The organism is Pseudomonas putida (assembly GCF_003228315.1).
Taxonomy (GTDB): domain Bacteria; phylum Pseudomonadota; class Gammaproteobacteria; order Pseudomonadales; family Pseudomonadaceae; genus Aquipseudomonas; species Aquipseudomonas putida_S.
This window is the reverse complement of the sequence record NZ_CP029693.1, coordinates 2,212,004-2,230,362: the sequence shown is the minus strand read 5'-3', so window position 1 is coordinate 2,230,362 and position 18,359 is coordinate 2,212,004. Positions and strand designations below refer to the sequence as shown.

The following is an 18,359-nucleotide window of genomic DNA, read 5'->3' as shown; positions in this document are numbered from 1 at the left end:
CACGTGCAGGCGGTAGGGGTAACGCGGCCGTTTCCTAATCTATTGTGGGAAACGTCCTACAAAATTAGGCACTGATGTGGGTGCGAATACTGTCTTGAAGACGGGTCATTTTTTGGGTGAAGGCGTCAACCAATTGGTTCAACTCCTCGCTCGGCGCGTTCGTTTCACACCCCGATTCGAGCTGTTCGCACACGTTGATCAAGGGCGTTGCGTGGATGATTCGCGCACTGCCGAGGATCTTGTGGCAACGGCGCTTCACCGCTGCCAGATCGCCCGCCGCGAGCGATTGCTGCAACGCGTCGAAGTCTTCCTGATTGGTGCGCAGCACCGTGGCCAGCAGTTGCCGGGTCATGGCCGGGTCGCCTGCGGTGATGTCGCGGATCTTGCCAATGTCGAAGCAGGCGATCGTGTCCTGAGTCGGTTGTTCGGCCTGACGCAAATAGCATTCGAGGGCAGTACGGGTCACTGGCTTGAACAGGCAGTCGTTCATGCCCGCATCAAGGCAGCGCTGGATTTCCTCGGGTTGCGCGTTGGCGGTCAAACCCACCACGTGGGTGCTCGCGCGTCCTTCACGGGCTTCGATCTCTCTCAGGCGACGGGTCATCTGCTCGCCACTCATCTGCGGCATGTTGCTGTCGGTAATGACGTAATCGAAGGGTTGCTGCTCCCACACGCTCAGCCCTTCAACGCCGTTCTGTGCGCAGCGTACCCGCATGCCCAGGGATTCCAGTTGCCGTTGCAACACCATGCGATTGAACTCGTGATCCTCGACGATCAGGATGCTGCGCTCTGGCAGGCTTGCGACCTGTCCGGCTTCGGCTGATGGCGTAGCCTCGTCGTCGGCCATGGCGACAATGTCGAGGGTCAACGTGAAACAGGAACCGAGCCCCGGCTCACTGACACAGGTCAGTTGCCCACCCATCAATTGCGTCAGTTGCTGACAGATGGCCAGACCCAAACCAGTGCCAATCTGCACTTCGGTATCGTTGGCGTCGAACTGTGTGTAGGGTTGGAACAGGCGCTGGCGCTGTTGCTCGTTCATACCGATGCCGGTGTCCTGCACGCGAAGGTGCAACGAGGTCGGTTCGTTTTCGGGTGCAAGGTACAGTTCAACACTGACCTTGCCCTTGGGCGTGAACTTGATCGCGTTGCTGATCAGGTTCGACACGATCTGCCGCAATCGCAGCGAGTCCAACGCCACGGCGATGTCCGGGCCGCTGTTGATGAAGGTCAGCTCCACGTCTTTCTGCCGGGCAAGGCTGGCGAAACCCTGGATCACCGTGTTGATCAGACGCTCGGGATGGCAGGCGCCGCTGCGCAGTTCCAACTTGCCGGACTCGATTTTCGACAGGTCGAGAATCTCGCCGATCAGCTCCATCATGCCGCCGGCGGATTTCTGCGCGATATCGATCAGCTCACTGTCGGGATGCTGGTCACGCAACAGTTCGAGCACACCGATCAGCGCGCTCATCGGCGTGCGGATCTCGTGGCTCATCACCGCCAGAAAGTGGCTTTTGCCGCGATTGGCTGCTTCAGCCAGGTCCTTGGCCTGGTGCAAGGCGTGTTGCAGGTGTTGCTGTTCGGTGAGGTCGATCCAGCCACCGATGACACCGGTCATGGTGCCGTCGGAGTCGCGATAGGGCAGGGCCCAGTGGTAGATGTGATAGGTCTTGTCCTTGACCGTCATCGCGAAGTTGTCGAAGGACGGTTCGCCACTGGCAAGGGTGGCGCGGTGGATGCGCTTGTAACTGTGTGCCACCTCCACGGGCAGAATGTTCGCTTCGATCAGTCCTTTGTTCAGGACCTGATCGAGTTCGACTTCCATGACTTGCAGGTAGGCGCGATTGCAGGTCAGCAGCAGGCCCTGGCGATCGCGCACGTAAATCGGATGCGGCGTACCGTCCACCAGGACCTTCATGAACACCAGTTGGTCGTTCAAGGCTTTCTGGGCTTTCAAGCGTTCGGCGATTTGCCGGCGCAGCCCCAGGTTCCACGCCAGGAACACCAGAACCACCACTACCAGCCCCAGCAGCGCCTTGTAGAACCAGCTTTTGTAGGCATTCCAGCCTCCCTCGCTCTCCTGCGGGTCTTGCCAGCGGGTGGCCAGTTCGGTCAGCTGATCGGGGCTGATGTCGAGCAAGGCCTTGTTGAGAATCGAGATCAGCTCGGTGTTTTGATGTCCGGTCGCGAAACCGATCAGCGCAGGCTGGGCACCGATCAACGAATCGATTTGCAGGCGGCCACGGAAAAACCGGTCGATCAGGTAAGTAGCGCCCAGTTGCGGCTGAATGACGCCTTCTACGCCGCCCTCGGCGAGCAACTCATAGGATTCGATGGGAGCGTCGACTTCCACCCGTTGAATGTCCGGCCACTCACGCTCCAGCCAATTGGCGGCGGCCGAGCCTTTGATGATCGCCACGCGCTTGCCCTTGAGGCCGTCCAGGCCGGTGTGATCCGGCTGGATTCGTGTTGCCAGCACGAAGGGGTTCATCACGTAGGGCCGGGAGAAGGCGAGGCTGGCCTCGCGGCGCTCGCTGTAGGTCAGCGCGCCAATGATGCTCGCCGGGTCACGCTGCACGCGGCTGGTCATGGCGTCGACTGAGGTGATCTTGACCGGACGGAACACCAGCCCCGTGCGATCGTTGATCGATTCCAGCACATCTGCGGCCATGCCCCGTAGTTGCCCTTCGGCATTGAAGAAACTGAAAGGCGAGTAGAGATCGTTGGCCAGCACATCGATGTAGGGATGATCCTTGATCCACTGCTGTTCCGAGGTGGTCAATTGCAGGCGGCTGTAACCGAGCTTCGGATTGTCGCCGATACCCCAGCGCCGGCTGATCATCGTGCGTTCCTGGGGGGAAATCTTCGAAAGGGCGTTGTTAAGCAAGGTGCGCAGCTGGTCGTCCTGACCTCTTGTGGCAAAGCAGAAACCCAGCCCTTCGGAGTCACGCTGAATCGTCTGTTTCAGGCTCTGTTGATAATTACGCTCCAACGTGTACTGCGCGGATATTGCGTCGGTCAGCAGCACGGTGCCTTCGCGATAGGCCACAAGGCCGAGCCCTTGCATGGTCGACTGCACTGCCTTCACCGTCAGCTCTGGGAACAGCGCAGCCACGCGCTGCTGCGCAATCCAGTCCGGGTCGAACAGCACCGTGGTGCCCGTTGGCGGCCGGTCATTGGGCCAGTGGGTGCCGAATCGGCTGACCAATACTGCCTGGTCGTAGGCATAAGGAGCACTGAGCAGCAGATCGCTATCGCTCTCCTCCAGGCGGTTGATCCGTGGCACCAGATCGATTTCATTGTGTTGAAGAGCGGCCAGGGCCTGCGCCTGGCTGGCGTAGCGTTCGATCTGCAGCCGTACCCCTAAACCCCGGGCCAGCACATCGAGGTAGTCGGCGGACAAACCTTCGTAATCGTTCTTGTTGGCTGTCATGTCCAGCGGAGGCCGGTCGGGCAGATACACACCCACCCGCAGCACCGCGTTGTGTGCCAGCCATTGGCGTTGCGTCGTATTGAGCGTCAGGCTGATGCTGCTGTCGGTGGCACGGCTGACCAGCGACAGCGGTTCGGCGGGGGCCTGCAATGAGACAAGCATGAGCGCAGCCAGCAAGATCCGTGCGAGGCTCATGATGATTCAGACCAGGTCATTGCGCTTGGCGAATTCAATCAGCTCCAACAGCGTCGACGCGTTGAGTTTCTGCATCAGGCGGGTTTTGTAGGTGCTGACCGTCTTGTTGCTCAGCAGCATGTCATCGGCGATTTCCTTGTTGCTCTTGCCCAGCGCCAGGCCGTGCAACACTTTGAGTTCGCGCCGCGAAACGCCGCTGAGCAGTTGTGTCTCGTCCTTGGCGAAATCGCTTTTGCGCACCGAACTGAACGTGCCGATGGGAAACCAGGTCTTGCCGCCGGCCACGGCCTTTAGGGCGCTGGCGATCTCCGCCGGATCGTCGATTTTTGACAGAAATGCCGCCGCACCGGCGCGCATGCACTGTGCGGCGTAAGCCTGGCTTTTCAGCCCGGTGTGCACCAGCACATGAGCCGCGCTGCCGCCGATGCGCAACCGGTCGATCACCGCCATGCCGTCGAGCTGCGGAATATCGAGGTCGAGCACGATCGCATCGGGCTTGAGCTCGAACGCCTTGCTCAAGGCGTCCACGCCGTTATCGCACTCACCGACGATCTCATGTCCTTCACGGGCCAGAATCATCCCGATCGCCATGCGCACTACCGCGTGGTCATCGACCAACAGCACTTTCATGGATCAGCCCTCATGCCCTGTTTCAGCATAGTCCCTGGACCGAAAGGGGGCTTTCAGGGGGCGATGCGTGGCGGGGTGGATTAAAAAGGGCGCGATCGTACGCGGTTTGCACGAACGTGCGAAAGGGGCGAGGGCACAGGTGTGGCGCTTGGCTTTTTGGCAAGCGCACAACGTTTGTGTGTTGCCGTACAACATCGTGGGAGCGAGCCTGCTCGCGATGAGGCCATCACATTCGATATCTGCGTCGACAGTCAGACCGCTATCGCGAGCAGGCTCGCTCCCACAGGTGAGGGTTTTCAGGCTACTTGGTCAGTGCACTGAGGATCGCATCAGCCACTTTCACCCGCTCCGGATTCGGATAGTTCTTGTTGGCCAGAATCACGATCCCGATGTCTTTCGCGGGAACGTAGGCGACGTAGGCACCGAATCCGCCAGTGGAACCGGTCTTGTTGAACAGGGCGTCCTGCCGAGGTGATTGTGGCGGGTTCAGCCACTGGACCTCATGTGCCTGCATGGCCATCTCCGAAGAGTTGCCTGCCAGCAAAGTGTCGAGCTTGACCGGATACGGATAGAACTCCCAGCCCAGACCCTGGGTCATGCCGCCAACTTTGTAGTAACCGGTGTGAGTAGAGGCGATGGCCTGCTGCAGGGTGTTTTCCAGCTTCGCCGGCTGCATGTTCGCCTGGACGTAGCGGATCATGTCCGCCGCGCTGGTTTTCACCCCGTACGCCTCCGAGTCCAGGGCGCCCGGGCTTACCCGTACCGGTTTGTCGTCCTTGTTGTAGCCCTGTGCGTAAAGGCCCGTCTGATCCTGCGGTACCTTGATGAAAGTGTGTTTCAGGCCGAGCTTGGGCAGCAGGGTATTTTCCATGGCTTCATCGAACGGCACGCCCAGGCTTTGCGCGGCCAGGTAGCCGAACAGTCCCAGGCTCGGGTTGGAGTACAGGCGATGGCTGCCAGGGGCATAGGTCGGTTTCCAGTGCTGGAAGTAGCCGAGCATCTTGTCCGGCGCATCGAACTCGTCGGGGAATTGCAGCGGCAGTCCGCCGGCTGTGTAGGTGCCCAGTTGCAGCACGCTGATGTTGTCGAACGCAGTGCCGCGCAAGGCGGGCAGGACCTGGCTGGCCTTGTCCGACAGGTTCAGTTTGTCGCTGGCTTGTGCGTAAGCGGCGAGGGTGGCGGTGAAGGTTTTGCTCACCGAGCCGATTTCGAACAGGGTGTTTTCGCTGACGGCTGTGCCGGTTTCCTTCGAGGCGACACCGTAATTAAAGTAATGCGGTTGGCCATTGACGGTAATGGCAATCGCCACGCCGGGGATCTGCTGTTGTTGCATCACCGGTTTCATGGCGGCATCGACGATGCCTTGCAGGCGGTCGTCCGCCATGCATTGGCTGGCACCGAGTAACAGCAGGAAAGCACTGCAAACCGTGAGTTTGTTCAGATTGATTTGAGGCATGACGTAAGCACTTCCATGAAGGGGCAGGGGGGCTGGCCGCTGGGCGAAGGCAAATCTATGCAGTCTTCTGAAGCTGAACAACCGATGATATTTTGCACGAGCCATTAGAAAAATTATGGAGTGGGCATGATCCGTCCTCAACTACCGCTCAATGCCTTACGCGCCTTCGAGGCCTCCGCACGGCACTTGAGTTTTACCCGGGCGGCGGTGGAGCTGTGTGTCACCCAGGCGGCGGTGAGCCATCAGGTCAAAAGCCTGGAGTCGCAGTTGGGGGTGACCCTGTTCAAGCGCTTGCCTCGCGGGCTGATGCTGACTCGCGAAGGGGAAACCCTGCTGCCGGTTCTGCGTGAGAGTTTCGACCGTATCGCTGAAACCCTGGAGTGTTTTCAGGGCGGGCATTTTCGCGAAGTGCTGACGGTCGGGGCGGTGGGTACGTTCGCGGTGGGGTGGTTGTTGCCGCGACTGGATGACTTTCAGGCGAAACATCCGTACATCGATTTGCGCTTGTCGACCAATAACAACCGAGTGGACGTGGCGGCTGAAGGGCTGGATTACGCCATTCGTTTTGGCGCCGGTGCCTGGCATGGCATCGAGGCCGTGCGATTGATCGAGGCGCCGCTGTCAGTGCTATGCGTGCCGCAGATCGCCCGCCAATTGAAGTCGCCTGCCGATCTTCTGCAACACACGCTGCTGCGCTCCTACCGCACGGACGAGTGGCCCGATTGGTTCCAGGTGGCGGGCCTGTCGAGTGTGGCGGTGTCACCGAGGAGCATTGTGTTCGACTCGTCACTGGCGATGATGGAGGCGGCCCTGCAAGGCGCGGGCGTGGCACTGGCGCCGCTGTTGATGTTCTCGCGGCAATTGGCGGCGGGGGTGATCGAGCAGCCATTCCCGGTTCATATCACCACCGGTAGCTACTGGCTGACCCGATTGCAGTCGCGGGTTGAAACGTCGGCGATGGTGGCGTTCAAGGAGTGGCTGCTGCAAGCGGCACAATCGAACTGACGAACACATTCCCTGTAGGAGCGAGCCTGCTCGCGATGCGATTCCACATTCAACACGGATGTTGACTGGCAGGTCGCTATCGCGAGCAGGCTCGCTCCTACAGGGGGATGTGGTGTTTTCTGATCAACGCACCAGGCACGGCCGCTTGTTATCGAACGTCCAGCCCGGAATCAAAAACTGCATCGCCACGCTGTCATCCCGCGCGCCCAGCCCCATGCCCTTGTACAACTCATGGGCCCTGGCCAGTTGATCCATGTCCAACTCCACACCCAGCCCCGGCTTCTGCGGCACCTGCACACACCCGTCGACAATCTGCAACGGCGCCTTGGTCAGGCGCTGGCCGTCCTGCCAGATCCAGTGGGTGTCGATGGCGGTGATGTCGCCCGGCGCGGCGGCCGCGACGTGGGTGAACATTGCCAGGGAAATGTCGAAGTGGTTGTTGGAGTGCGAACCCCAGGTCAGGCCCCATTCGTGGCACATCTGCGCCACGCGTACCGAGCCCTGCATGGTCCAGAAGTGCGGGTCGGCCAGCGGGATATCGACCGATTGCAACTGGATCGCGTGACCCATTTCCCGCCAGTCGGTGGCGATCATGTTGGTCGCGGTTTTCAGGCCCGTGGCACGGCGGAACTCGGCCATGACTTCGCGACCCGAGTAACCGTTTTCCGCGCCGCAGGGGTCTTCGGCGTAGGCCAGCACATTGTGCTGGTCACGACACAAACGGATGGCTTCCTTGAGTGACCAGGCGCCGTTCGGGTCGAGGGTGATGCGCGCATCGGGGAAGCGTTCGGCCAACGCGGTGACCGCTTCGATTTCGGCATCGCCGCTGAGTACGCCGCCCTTGAGCTTGAAGTCCTTGAAGCCGTATTTGGCGTGCGCCGCTTCAGCGAGGCGCACCACGGCTTCGGCGCTCATGGCTTTTTCGTGCCGTACGCGGAACCAGTCGTTGTCGGCGTCCGGCTCGCTGCGGTAGGCGAGGTCGGTCTGGTGGCGGTCGCCGACGTAGAACAGGTAGCCAAGCATTTTCACTTCATCGCGCTGCTGGCCTTCACCGAGCAGGGCGGCGACCGGCACTTCCAGATGCTGGCCGAGCAGGTCGAGCAGGGCGGCCTCAAGGCCTGTCACCGCGTGGATGGTGATGCGCAGGTCGAAGGTCTGCAGACCACGGCCGCCGGCATCGCGCTCGGCGAAGGTTTGGCGTACCTGGTTGAGGATCTTCTGGTAGGTGCCGATCGGGCTGCCGACCACCAGGCTGCGGGCGTCTTCGAGGGTCTGGCGAATGCGCTCGCCGCCCGGGACTTCGCCAACGCCGGTGTGGCCGGCGTTGTCCTTGAGGATCACGATGTTGCGGGTGAAGAACGGGCCGTGGGCGCCGCTCAGGTTGAGCAGCATGCCGTCGTGGCCGGCCACCGGGACGACTTCCATGCTGGTGATGATCGGGGCTTTGGCGGTTTCGTGCGCGGTCATGTTCTTGTCCTTCTCAAAAGCAGTATTCAGGCGTGATGGGTTGCAGGGGCAGTCGCTGCAAGGGCGGGTGCGGTCTTGGGTTTGTTGCGGGCGGCGAAGACGATGATCGCGGCGATGATCGAGGTCACGGCCAGGCCATACAGCCCGCCCTGGATCGAGCCGGTACGCTCTTCCAGCAGGCCGAAGGTGGTGGGCGCGACGAAGCCGCCGAGGTTGCCCACCGAGTTGATCAGCGCGATGACGCCGGCGGCGATCCGTGCATCCAGATACGCCTGGGGAATCGGCCAGAAGCACGATGACGCCGATTTGAAACCCAGTGCGGCAAAGCAGATCGCGACGAAGGCGAAGATCGGCCCGCCCGTGGTGGACATGAACATCCCGGCGGCGGCAATCAGCAGGGCCACGGCGACCCAGGCTTGCTGGTGCTTCCACTTGGCCGACAGCGAAGCAAAGGCGTACATGCCGACAATCGACAGCAGCCACGGAATTGAGTTGAACATCCCGACTTGGAAGTCACTCAGCTCGCCCATCTTCTTGATGATGCTCGGCAGCCAGAAAGTCGCGGCGTAGATGGTCAGCTGGATGAAGAAGTAGATCACGCAGAAGAGGATGATCTGCCGGTCCTTGAGCAGCGTGCCCAGTGACGCCTTGACCGGCGACGCGGCTTCGCGGGCCCGTTGTTCGTCGTCGATGGCCTTGACCAGCGCGTCCTGCTCGTCGCGGCTCAGCCATTTGGCGTCGTGGGGTTTGGAGTCCAGCCAGAACCAGACGAAGAAGCACAGACCCACCGAGAACATGCCCTCGATGAAGTACATCCATTGCCAGCCGTGCAGGCCCAGGCCCTCGATCTGCAGGAGCAGGCCGGACAGTGGGCCGGAAATCAGTGAGGCGAACGCCGAACCGCTGAGGAAAATCGCGATGGCCTTGCCGCGTTCCGCGCCGGGCAGCCAGCGGGTGAAGTAGTAGATCACCCCGGGGAAGAACCCGGCTTCAGCCACGCCCAGCAGAAATCGCAGGATGTAGAAGTGGGTTTCGTTCTGGATGAAGGCCATGCCGGCGGCCACCAGGCCCCAGGTCAGCATGATGCGAGTCAGCCAGATTCGGGCGCCGACCTTTTGCAGCAGGATGTTGGAGGGTACTTCGAACAGCGCGTAACCGATGAAGAACAGGCCGGCACCGAGGCCGTAGGCGGCAGCGCCGATGCCCAGGTCGTGTTCCATGTGGGCGCGGACGAAGCCGATGTTCACCCGGTCAATGTAATTGACTATGAACATGATGACGAACAGCGGCAAGACGTGGCGTTTGACTTTCGAGATCGCGGATTGCAGGGCCGAACCGGCACCGTCGTCCATTGCGGAGATGGATGTTTTCACTGCGTTTTCTCCCACTGATTATTTTTATGCGGGGTGAGGCGGGTGGTGCGTTGTTGATAGACATCATACAACTACGTTTTTTCGCAGTGCAACTTTCATCAGTCAACAAGATCGCCATGATTAGCAGGTTTGTTATTCGATTTATGGTTTGTGCGGGCTACAAGATTGAGTGTTTTTGCTTCACTTGTTGAGTGTTGTCATACAAGTTGAGTGTTGTTTTTCGAGAATCAGGACGGGTGCAGTGCTACGATTGCGCCAGCACCGCCTCCGGATATTTGCCATGCAAGAAGACCTCGACCTGCCCGCCCGCAAGCGCAGCCACAATCTGGCCCATGACCTGGTGACCAAACTCACCGAGCGCATCCTGCTCGGGCAGATGCTGCCCGGCGACAAGCTGCCGTCGGAGAACAGCATCGTTCAGGAGCACGGGGTCAGTCGCACGGTGGTGCGCGAGGCGATCTCCAAGTTGCAGGCCTCGGGGTTGGTGGAGACGCGTCACGGCATCGGCACCTTTGTGCTGGAGCGCGCGCCGGAGCAGGGGTTGCGACTGAATGTCGATACCGCGCTGGGGGTGCGCAGCATTCTGGAGTTGCGCATGGGTCTGGAAACCCAGGCGGCGGCGCTGGCGGCGGTGCGCCGAACGGATCAGCAACTGGCGCAGATGCGCCAGGCGCTGGACGACTATCAAAGCCTGCTGGCCAACAACGACAGTTGCGTCGAGGCTGATCGGCGTTTTCACCTGTTGATTGCCGAAGCCACCGGCAACCTGTGCTTCACCGAAATCATGCAACACCTGGGCAGCGCGATGATTCCGCGGACTCGGGTCAATGCGGCTGAACGAGGTGCGGTGGACCTGAGCAAGCTCGGGCAACTGGCGAACCTCGAACATGAGGCGATCCTTAACGCCATCAAGCGCCAGGACCCGGACGCGGCGCGGGCGGCGATGTGGTTGCATCTGAGCAATAGTCGGGACCGGTTTTCGGCTTCCTGATCGCGGCAACACCGCCTATCCCCTGTAGGAGCTTAGCTTGCTCGCGATGGCGGTGTGTCAGGCAGCTATTTGTTAACTGACACACCGCCATCGCGAGCAAGCTCGGCTCCCACAGGTTTTGTGTTGATCACATAACTTTGATCCGACTCGAAACCTGTGGGAGCGGGCTTGCCCGCGATGAGGCCAGATGCCACAACACCAATCACTGATCAGGCGCGCGCCACCCGAACCACCGGCCTGCGCTCCAGATTCAACGCCAGCACACTGATCAACACCACCACGCCACCCACCGCCACCATCAAGGTCGGTCGCTCCCCCAGCGTCGCGGATGCAATCACCATCGCCACCGGCGGCACCAGGTACAGCGTCATCGTCGCCCGGCTCAAGTCCACATGGGCCAGCACATAGGCCCACGCCAGATACGCCAGCGCACTGGGGAAAATCCCCAATGCGATGACCGCGAATTGCGCGCGCAATGACGCGTTCACCACTTGCTCCACCAGGCCAGGCAGGAAAACCAGCAGCAAGGCCGTGCCGGACCACACCGTGTAGCAAACCAGTGTCAACCCGTCGTACTTCGCGCCGTGATGTTTCTGCAAGGCGAAGTACAGGCTCCAGGACAACGCCGCCAACAGGATCAACAAGCCGTGGGCATCGATGCTGCCCAGGCCATGGTCTCCCGCCACCACAATCAACACGCCGATCAAGCCGAGGATCACGCAACCCCAGCGCCACAGACTGACGCGATCCTTGAACACAAACCGCGCCAGCAAGGTACTGAACAGCGGCGTCGTCTGCGCCAGCACGCTGGAGGCGCCGGCGCTGACGCCCTGCTGGCCGAAGTTGATTGCCACGTGATGCAGGCTCACCGCAAAGAACCCCAGCGCCATCAACAGCGGCACATCGCGCAGGTTGGGCAAGCGAATGCCCTTGAACAGCGCCACCACCGCCATGAACAGCGACGCCAGCAGAAAGCGCGCCAACGCCAGATGCACCGGGTCGTAGGCCAGCAAGCCAATATGGATGCCGCTCGGGGAATAGCCCCAGCACACCACGACAAACGCCATGGCCAGAATGATTTTTACGGGTGAAACGGGGGAGGGCGTCAGGACGTTCATGGGCGTGCACCGGATGGCAGATGCACGGAGTATCCGAAGCCTGATCATTCGCCACAACTGACTTATACTGCGCGAATCGTTCACTTAGAGTGATGAATATGGAGCTGGCCCAGATACGCATGTTCAAGACCGTCGCCGAGGTCGGCAGCATTGCCCGCGCGGCTGAACTGCTGCACTGCGTGCCGTCGAACATCACGGCGCGGATCAAGTCGCTGGAGACGGAATTGGGTGTCGCGCTGTTTCTGCGTGAAGGGCGCGGGTTGCGCATCAGTCCGTCGGGCCAGACGTTTCTGGCCTACGCCTCGAAAATCCTCGCCCTGACCGCCGAAGCCAAGCGCGCGGTGGACCCGTCCGCCGAACCGTCCGGGCCGTTGCGCATTGGCGCTATCGAGTCGTCGGCCACCGGTCGCCTGCCGCGCCTGCTGGCGAAATTCCACAAGCGTTACCCGGCGGTGGCGCTGGAGCTGACCACCGGCACCTGGGGCCAGTTGCTCGATGACACCCTGAGCCATCGCCTCGACGGCGCAATTGTGGCGGTGGACGTCGAGCGCTCGCACCTCAAGCGCACGCCGATGTACCGCGAGGATCTGCTATTGATCGCCTCGACCTCGCTGGGGCCGGTGCGCGACATGACGGATTTGCAGGACAAGACCGTGTTCATGTGGCCCCAAGGGTGTCCGTATCGGGCGGCGCTGGAGCATTGGTTACTGCGTCAGGGGCAGGCGCTGCCGATTGTCAGCCTGGCCAGTTATGGCGCGATTGTCGGTTGCGTCAGTGCCGGGGCCGGCGTGGCGCTGGTGCCCAAGGGCGTGTTCGATCAATACGCCAAGGGGGCGGGCTGTGTCGGCTACGAATTCCCCGAGCTGACGGCCATCGACAACCTGTTCTACTGGCACGAAAACGCCGGGGTGCACCCGGCGCGGGAAGCCTTTGTGGCGATGTTGCGCGAAGAATTCGCATAACCCCTGTAGGAGCTGCCGAAGGCTGCGATCTTTTGATTTAGATCGTTCCCACGCTCTGCGTGGGAATGCAGCCCGTGACGCTCCGCGTCACTGGACGCAGAGCGTCCCTTGAGGCATTCCCACGCGGAGCGTGGGAACGATCAAGAACAACGCCGCATTTTCAAATACCGCTTACATCCCGCATCAACAACCCAAACTCCAGATCCACCGCATCCGGAATCGGCAGATACACCGTATGCCCATCCCCCGGCGCCACCTCTATCGGTTCACCTTTGACGTTCTGCAATTGATGCAGATCGAAGTGAAAGTTGCCCTTGGGCGTCATCAATTCCATGTGGTCGCCCAGGGCAAATCGGTTTTTCACCTTCACTTCCGCCAGTCGATCCCAACGCGCACCGGTCAGTTCGCCGACGAACTGTTGCCGCTCCGACACCGAGCTGCCGTGCTGGTAATTCTGATATTCGTCGTGCACGTGCCGGCGCAGGAAGCCCTCGGTGTAGCCGCGCTGGGCGAGGGATTCGAGGTCGGTCATGAGGTTGCGGTCAAACGCGCGACCGGCCACCGCGTCGTCGATTGCCCGGCGATAAACCTGAGTGGTGCGCGCGCAATAAAAGTGCGATTTGGTACGGCCTTCGATCTTCAGGGAATGCACGCCCATCTGCGTCAGACGCTCGACATGCTGCACGGCGCGCAGGTCCTTGGCGTTCATGATGTAGGTGCCGTGTTCATCTTCGAAGGCCGGCATCAGCTCGCCGGGGCGATTGGCTTCCTGCAACAGGAACACCTGTTCGGTAGGCGCGCCGATGCCCAGGGTCGGCTCCGGCTGAAACTGCTGGACGATCTCGCCGGTCAGGTCTTGGGTGGCTTCCTGCGCCGAATACTTCCAGCGACAGGCGTTGGTGCAACTGCCCTGGTTGGCATCGCGCTTGTTGATGTAGCCCGACAGCAGGCAGCGACCGGAATAGGCCATGCATAGCGCGCCATGGACGAACACCTCCAGTTCCATCGCCGGGACCTGTTGGCGGATCTCGGCGATTTCCTCAAGCGACAGTTCCCGCGAGAGGATGATCCGGCTCAGGCCCTGTTGCTGCCAGAACTCGACGCTCGCCCAGTTCACCGTGTTGGCCTGCACCGACAAGTGGATCGGCGTCTGCGGGTAATGCCGGCGCACCAGCATGATCAGGCCGGGGTCGGACATGATCAGCGCATCGGGCGCCATGGCGATGACCGGCGCCAGATCCTTGAGGAAGGTCTTGAGCTTGGCGTTGTGCGGGGCAATGTTGACCACCACGTAGAAGCGCTTGCCCTGGGCCTGCGCCTCGGCAATGCCGAGGGCCAGGTTGGCGTGGTCAAATTCGTTGTTGCGCACCCGCAGGCTGTAGCGCGGCTGACCGGCGTACACCGCATCGGCGCCATAGGCGAAGGCATAACGCATGTTTTTCAGGGTGCCGGCAGGGGCGAGCAATTCGGGGGCAATGAGGGTCATGGCGGCAGTGATCGTAAAAGCTGCGCAGGGTATACGCCTTGCCCCGGAGGTTTATTGATCTGGATCTATGCTTGATGCACAAATCGATGGCACTCGCGCGAGCCATTGTGGCCTAAGCATCAGGGTGCACCTTCGCGCCCCGACACTGGCCTGGATCGGACATGAACGAAGAAAGCGTACAGAACAAATCGCTGACGATCCTGCTGGGCGTGGTGAGCATTGCGTTCATCTGGATCCTGTTGCCGTTTTACGGCGCGGTGTTCTGGGCGGTGATCCTCGGCATTCTCTTCGCACCGATGCAGCGCCGGTTGCAGCTCAAGCTGGGTTGGCAGCGCAACCTCACTTCTCTGCTGACTTTGAGCATCTGCCTGGTGATCGCGATCCTGCCGGTTATCATCATCAGCGTCCTGCTGGTTCAGGAAGGCGCGGCGGTGTACCAGCGCATCGAAAGCGGCGAACTGGACATCGCCGGCTATGTCGCGCAGATCAAGCACAGCTTGCCGCCGTACTTCCAGCATCTGATGGATCGCTTCGGGCTGGGCGGGCTGGAGGGCATGCGCGAGAAAATCGTCAAGAGCGCGATGACCGAGGGCCAGGCGCTGGCAACTCAGGCCTTCGTGTTCGGCCAGGGGACGTTCGACTTCATCGTCGGGTTTTTCATCATGCTGTACCTGTTGTTCTTTTTTCTGCGCGACGGTGCAGAACTGGCACGCAAGGTGCGCGCCGCGGTGCCGCTGGAAGAACAGCAGAAGCGTCGGCTGCAGCTCAAGTTCAACCGGGTAGTGCGGGCCACGGTCAAAGGCAACCTGCTGGTGGCAATCACCCAGGGGGCGCTGGGCGGCCTGATTTTCTGGTTGCTGGACATCCCCAGCGCATTGCTTTGGGCGGTGTTGATGGCGTTTCTGTCGCTGTTGCCAGCGGTCGGGGCGGGCATTGTCTGGGCGCCGGTGGCGGCGTTTTTCCTGTTCACCGGTGCGATCTGGCAAGGCGTGGTGCTGGGGTTGTTCGGGGTGTTCGTGATCGGCCTGGTGGATAACGTGCTGCGCCCGATCCTGGTGGGCAAGGACACGAAGATGCCGGATTACCTGATCCTGATCTCGACCTTGGGCGGCCTGGCGGTGTTCGGGCTCAATGGGTTCGTTATCGGCCCGTTGATCGCGGCGCTGTTCATGTCCAGCTGGGACATTTTCCTCGAGACCAAACCGCGCATTCAGCTGCCTTAGGCGCTGAGTTTGCCGGAATGGTCCTGGGAATAGCGTTGCGACATGGCCTGGGCCGCCGGCAGCGAGGTGAGCGGGCCGCTGACGGGCTCGCCATCGAGCACCAGATACCAGCAGGCAAGCAGCCCGGACGCTCTGAGAGTGGCGGGAACGGCACTGCCGATAACGGACATGATCTGAACTTGGGACATTTTGGGACCTCCATCAATCTATGGAGATACCTTACGAGCGTGGCAAATTTTCCGACAATCACCGTTTTCGATAGTGGTCATTGACGCCATTGAGGCCAATAGACCGTCAGTCAACCACCTGATCGAGCATATGCACCACTTCCCGTTCGTTGAGCAGGCCTTTTTGCACCAGGTTCTGGGTCAGCAGCGAAAGGAACTTGGCGCAGCGATGGCCTTCCAGTTGCTTGAGCTCGGTGAGGGTGTTGTACACCTTGCTCGAGGTGCACAGACCGACAATGCGGTGCGGGTTCTGCGTGGGCATGGGGGCGTCCTTGTTGTTAACACCTGTTGTTGGCGGACAGGTTCCAGCTTGGGGCTCTGACGTGACAGAAATATGTCTGTTTTGCGCATTTTGCCCGCTTGAACGGCCGCGACTGTCCCGATAGCGACACCGACGCGATTTATCCAGACCTCCGCCGACGAACGGCTAACCCACCCCCCCTGTAGGAGCGAGCCTGCTCGCGATGGTCGTCAACGATAACGCGGGCAGCCTGACACCCCGCGGTGTTCTGAAGTCCATCGCGAGCAGGCTCGCTCCTACAGGAAAATGGTGTTTTGAATCAAATCGCGGGCAATAAAAAGCCCCGCGTCCGGCGGGGCTTCTCGAGCCTGTTACCAGCGACCATAACCGTGACCATGGCCGTAGTAATAACCCCGGGGCGGTCCGTAGTAGACCGGCGCCGGGCGGTAGTAGATCGGTTGTTGCACGTACACCGGGGCCGGCTGGTAATAGACTGGTGGCGGTGGAGGTGCGTAATAGACCGGTGGCGGCGGGGCGTAGACCGGTTGGGCATAGACCGGTTGTGGCGCGACATACACAGGCCGATTGGCATTGATCAGGGCCGAGCCGACGATGGCTGTCCCGACGATCGCTCCAAATACCGCCGCGTCATTACCACCACCATGGGCTTGCGCCTGCCCTGTGATAGCCAGAGCACCGATCAGCAGAGCAACTGTGGGGACTTTACGGATCATGATAATTCCTCGGTTCTTCGACCCGGCGCCCGGGTCTGCAATAGATCCGGGAATTGCCACGGGGATACATCTAAGACAACGTATTTCAGAAAATCAGCACAGCCGTTAGGTAAATTTTGTGTAAGGTCTGTACCGGCTCGCTGACCGGCATTCGATCCGGCCTGCGGGCACGGGAATATGATCGAACAGAACAGGATGGGCTGGCTAATCCCGTCCATCCGAAAGTGCATGGCAAGGAGATTTACATGCAGATGAACCCCAACAGAGACACCCAACTGTGCATGTCGCTCTCCGGTCGCCCCGGCAACTTCGGCCTGCGGTTCCACAATCACCTGTATGAACAACTGGGCCTGAACTTCTACTACAAGGCGTTCAGCAGCAAGGATCTGCCGGGCGCCGTGGGCGGCATTCGCGCCCTGGGCATTCGCGGCTGCGGCGTGTCGATGCCGTTCAAGGAAGCCTGCATCCCGCTGGTCGACGAGCTGGACGCCTCGGCTGCCGCCATTCAATCGATCAACACCATCGTCAACACCGACGGCCATCTCAAGGCCTACAACACCGACTACATCGCCATCGCCCAATTGCTGGAAACCCACGCGGTGCCCAAGGACACCACCTTCGCCCTGCGCGGCAGTGGCGGCATGGGCAAGGCCGTGGCCAGCGCCTTGCGTGACGGTGGCTACCAAAACGGCCTGATCGTGGCTCGAAACGAAGCGGCGGGCCGCGCCCTGGCCGATTCACTGGGCTACGAATGGCAGGCGGAACTCGGTACAAGGCGCCCGCAGATGCTGGTCAACGTGACCCCGGTGGGCATGGACGGCGGACCGGAGGCCGGTCAACTGGCGTTCGAGGCCGATGTGATCAAAGCTGCGGACATCATCTTCGATGTAGTAGCAATTCCCTCGGAAACACCAATGATCGTGCGAGGTCGTGCCGAAGGGAAAAAGGTCATTACCGGGCTGGAAGTGATTGCGATCCAGGCGCTGGAGCAGTTTGTGCTGTACACCGGCGTACGGCCGACGCAGGAACAGTTTCAGGCGGCGGTGGCGTTTGCCCGGGGTTGATCTTCGGGTTATTGGCTGACTGTACCGGCCTCATCGCGGGCAAGCCTTGCTCCTACAGGATTTGTGTCAGACCAGATCCTGTAGGAGCAAGGCTTGCCCGCGATGGGGGCGACTCTTTTCCGAGATGACAAGCAGAGGTTCCCATGCATCCCCCGATTCTCAATCTGGATCAAGTCGTACTCGAACCCTTGCCCGACGCGTTCGCCCCGACCGGGGATACCGCCGGTCGTTATCAACAGCGCCAGGCGCGCATTGGCCAGCAACTGGGCGCACAGAAGCTCGGTTATCGCCTGTATGCGCTGGAACCGGGGATGCGCGGCAGTCCGTTCCACAGTCACCGGGTGAACGAAGAAATGTTCTACGTGGTGGCCGGGGAGGGCGAGGTGCGCCTGGGGAGCGAGCGCTTTGCGATCCGCGCCGGTGACGTGATCGCCTGCCCGCCGGGCGGCCCGGAACAGGCGCACCAGATCATCAATACCAGCAACGCCGAGCTGCGCTACCTGGCGGTCAGCACCCAGCAGTCGCCGGAGATCTGCGAATACCCGGATTCAGGAAAGTATGCGGTGATGGATGATTTCAAGGTCGATGCCGAAGGGAATGCCACGGGGTTCGTCGCCGTGGCCCGGCAGGGGGACGGGGTGGATTATTGGGAGGGTGAGTAAGCCACACCCAAAAGCCCATTGTAGGAGCGAGCCTGCTCGCGAAGACGGCGGCACAGGCAAAGTTGATGTGACTGACAGACCGCCATCGCGAG

The 18,359-nt window shown here is 60.9% G+C and carries 16 protein-coding genes; 6 read left to right on the top strand and 10 right to left on the bottom strand.

The window, feature by feature from the left end; genetic code table 11:
* Window positions 1–64: 64 nt before the first annotated feature.
* From DKY63_RS10160 to ampC, 3 genes are all read right to left on the bottom strand, one after another.
* A complete protein-coding gene (locus tag DKY63_RS10160) occupies window positions 65–3,595 on the bottom strand; it encodes a transporter substrate-binding domain-containing protein (protein WP_239499394.1) in 3,531 nt (1,176 codons plus the stop codon).
* Window positions 3,596–3,634: 39 nt separating this feature from the next.
* Window positions 3,635–4,258: a response regulator transcription factor gene (locus DKY63_RS10155; protein ID WP_110963959.1), complete on the bottom strand. Its 624-nt coding sequence runs from the start codon at window positions 4,256–4,258 to the stop codon at window positions 3,635–3,637.
* Window positions 4,259–4,559: 301 nt separating this feature from the next.
* Window positions 4,560–5,642: a class C beta-lactamase gene (ampC, locus tag DKY63_RS10145; protein ID WP_430523151.1), complete on the bottom strand. Its 1,083-nt coding sequence runs from the start codon at window positions 5,640–5,642 to the stop codon at window positions 4,560–4,562.
* 198 nt (window positions 5,643–5,840) lie between these two features.
* Here ampC and DKY63_RS10140 point away from each other — a divergent pair, with 198 nt between their 5' ends.
* Window positions 5,841–6,719, top strand: coding sequence for a LysR family transcriptional regulator (locus DKY63_RS10140; protein WP_110963957.1), 879 nt, complete (start codon window positions 5,841–5,843; stop codon window positions 6,717–6,719).
* Window positions 6,720–6,842: 123 nt separating this feature from the next.
* On the opposite strand, the gene gudD is transcribed toward DKY63_RS10140, so the two are convergent.
* Both gudD and DKY63_RS10130 read right to left on the bottom strand, forming a co-directional pair.
* Window positions 6,843–8,186 (bottom strand): glucarate dehydratase, encoded by a 1,344-nt coding sequence (gudD, locus tag DKY63_RS10135; protein ID WP_110963956.1) that lies wholly within the window; start codon window positions 8,184–8,186, stop codon window positions 6,843–6,845.
* Window positions 8,187–8,212: 26 nt separating this feature from the next.
* Complete coding sequence (locus DKY63_RS10130) at window positions 8,213–9,559, bottom strand: MFS transporter (RefSeq protein WP_110963955.1); 1,347 nt, start codon at window positions 9,557–9,559, stop codon at window positions 8,213–8,215.
* A gap of 280 nt (window positions 9,560–9,839) precedes the next feature.
* Here DKY63_RS10130 and DKY63_RS10125 point away from each other — a divergent pair, with 280 nt between their 5' ends.
* A complete protein-coding gene (locus DKY63_RS10125) occupies window positions 9,840–10,550 on the top strand; it encodes a FadR/GntR family transcriptional regulator (RefSeq protein WP_110963954.1) in 711 nt (236 codons plus the stop codon).
* A gap of 209 nt (window positions 10,551–10,759) precedes the next feature.
* Here the strand turns inward: DKY63_RS10125 and DKY63_RS10120 are convergent, their stop codons facing one another.
* A complete protein-coding gene (locus DKY63_RS10120; RefSeq protein WP_110963953.1) occupies window positions 10,760–11,668 on the bottom strand; it encodes a DMT family transporter in 909 nt (302 codons plus the stop codon).
* A gap of 98 nt (window positions 11,669–11,766) precedes the next feature.
* Here DKY63_RS10120 and DKY63_RS10115 point away from each other — a divergent pair, with 98 nt between their 5' ends.
* Window positions 11,767–12,630: a LysR family transcriptional regulator gene (locus DKY63_RS10115; protein ID WP_110963952.1), complete on the top strand. Its 864-nt coding sequence runs from the start codon at window positions 11,767–11,769 to the stop codon at window positions 12,628–12,630.
* A gap of 160 nt (window positions 12,631–12,790) precedes the next feature.
* Here DKY63_RS10115 and yegQ read toward each other — a convergent pair whose 3' ends face one another.
* Window positions 12,791–14,116 carry a tRNA 5-hydroxyuridine modification protein YegQ gene (yegQ, locus tag DKY63_RS10110; RefSeq protein ID WP_110963951.1) on the bottom strand — a complete coding sequence of 442 codons (1,326 nt, stop codon included), beginning with the start codon at window positions 14,114–14,116 and terminating at the stop codon, window positions 12,791–12,793.
* A gap of 161 nt (window positions 14,117–14,277) precedes the next feature.
* On the opposite strand from yegQ, the gene DKY63_RS10105 reads away from it, so the two are divergent.
* The gene (locus tag DKY63_RS10105; protein ID WP_110963950.1) at window positions 14,278–15,339 is read left to right on the top strand and encodes an AI-2E family transporter; all 1,062 of its coding nucleotides are present in this window, start codon (window positions 14,278–14,280) and stop codon (window positions 15,337–15,339) included.
* Here the strand turns inward: DKY63_RS10105 and DKY63_RS10100 are convergent.
* The 3 genes from DKY63_RS10100 to DKY63_RS10090 all read right to left on the bottom strand — a co-directional run bounded on the left by DKY63_RS10100 (window position 15,336) and on the right by DKY63_RS10090 (window position 16,541).
* Window positions 15,336–15,527: a hypothetical protein gene (locus DKY63_RS10100; protein WP_110963949.1), complete on the bottom strand. Its 192-nt coding sequence runs from the start codon at window positions 15,525–15,527 to the stop codon at window positions 15,336–15,338. The genes DKY63_RS10105 and DKY63_RS10100 overlap by 4 nt on opposite strands.
* Window positions 15,528–15,633: 106 nt before the next feature.
* The gene (locus tag DKY63_RS10095) at window positions 15,634–15,828 is read right to left on the bottom strand and encodes a hypothetical protein (protein ID WP_110963948.1); all 195 of its coding nucleotides are present in this window, start codon (window positions 15,826–15,828) and stop codon (window positions 15,634–15,636) included.
* Between the two features lie 350 nt (window positions 15,829–16,178).
* Window positions 16,179–16,541, bottom strand: a complete 363-nt coding sequence (locus DKY63_RS10090) for a hypothetical protein (protein ID WP_110963947.1) — start codon at window positions 16,539–16,541, stop codon at window positions 16,179–16,181.
* A 245-nt stretch (window positions 16,542–16,786) separates the two neighbouring features.
* On the opposite strand from DKY63_RS10090, the gene DKY63_RS10085 reads away from it, so the two are divergent.
* Both DKY63_RS10085 and DKY63_RS10080 read left to right on the top strand, forming a co-directional pair.
* Window positions 16,787–17,605, top strand: a complete 819-nt coding sequence (locus DKY63_RS10085; RefSeq protein WP_110963946.1) for a shikimate 5-dehydrogenase — start codon at window positions 16,787–16,789, stop codon at window positions 17,603–17,605.
* Window positions 17,606–17,748: 143 nt separating this feature from the next.
* Entirely contained in the window at window positions 17,749–18,267 is a 519-nt protein-coding gene (locus tag DKY63_RS10080; protein ID WP_110963945.1) for a cupin domain-containing protein, read from the top strand.
* Window positions 18,268–18,359: the final 92 nt, after the last annotated feature.

Excerpts from the sequence above, each read along its gene's own strand:
- DKY63_RS10160 (WP_239499394.1), bottom strand. The coding sequence starts at position 3,595 with ATGCTTGTCTCATTGCAGGCCCCCGCCGAACCGCTGTCGCTGGTCAGC.
- DKY63_RS10155 (WP_110963959.1), bottom strand. The coding sequence starts at position 4,258 with ATGAAAGTGCTGTTGGTCGATGACCACGCGGTAGTGCGCATGGCGATC.
- ampC (WP_430523151.1), bottom strand. The coding sequence starts at position 5,642 with ATGGCGGACGACCGCCTGCAAGGCATCGTCGATGCCGCCATGAAACCG.
- DKY63_RS10140 (WP_110963957.1), top strand. The coding sequence starts at position 5,841 with ATGATCCGTCCTCAACTACCGCTCAATGCCTTACGCGCCTTCGAGGCC.
- gudD (WP_110963956.1), bottom strand. The coding sequence starts at position 8,186 with ATGACCGCGCACGAAACCGCCAAAGCCCCGATCATCACCAGCATGGAA.
- DKY63_RS10125 (WP_110963954.1), top strand. The coding sequence starts at position 9,840 with ATGCAAGAAGACCTCGACCTGCCCGCCCGCAAGCGCAGCCACAATCTG.
- DKY63_RS10120 (WP_110963953.1), bottom strand. The coding sequence starts at position 11,668 with ATGAACGTCCTGACGCCCTCCCCCGTTTCACCCGTAAAAATCATTCTG.
- DKY63_RS10115 (WP_110963952.1), top strand. The coding sequence starts at position 11,767 with ATGGAGCTGGCCCAGATACGCATGTTCAAGACCGTCGCCGAGGTCGGC.
- yegQ (WP_110963951.1), bottom strand. The coding sequence starts at position 14,116 with ATGACCCTCATTGCCCCCGAATTGCTCGCCCCTGCCGGCACCCTGAAA.
- DKY63_RS10105 (WP_110963950.1), top strand. The coding sequence starts at position 14,278 with ATGAACGAAGAAAGCGTACAGAACAAATCGCTGACGATCCTGCTGGGC.
- DKY63_RS10100 (WP_110963949.1), bottom strand. The coding sequence starts at position 15,527 with ATGTCCCAAGTTCAGATCATGTCCGTTATCGGCAGTGCCGTTCCCGCC.
- DKY63_RS10095 (WP_110963948.1), bottom strand. The coding sequence starts at position 15,828 with ATGCCCACGCAGAACCCGCACCGCATTGTCGGTCTGTGCACCTCGAGC.
- DKY63_RS10090 (WP_110963947.1), bottom strand. The coding sequence starts at position 16,541 with ATGATCCGTAAAGTCCCCACAGTTGCTCTGCTGATCGGTGCTCTGGCT.
- DKY63_RS10085 (WP_110963946.1), top strand. The coding sequence starts at position 16,787 with ATGCAGATGAACCCCAACAGAGACACCCAACTGTGCATGTCGCTCTCC.
- DKY63_RS10080 (WP_110963945.1), top strand. The coding sequence starts at position 17,749 with ATGCATCCCCCGATTCTCAATCTGGATCAAGTCGTACTCGAACCCTTG.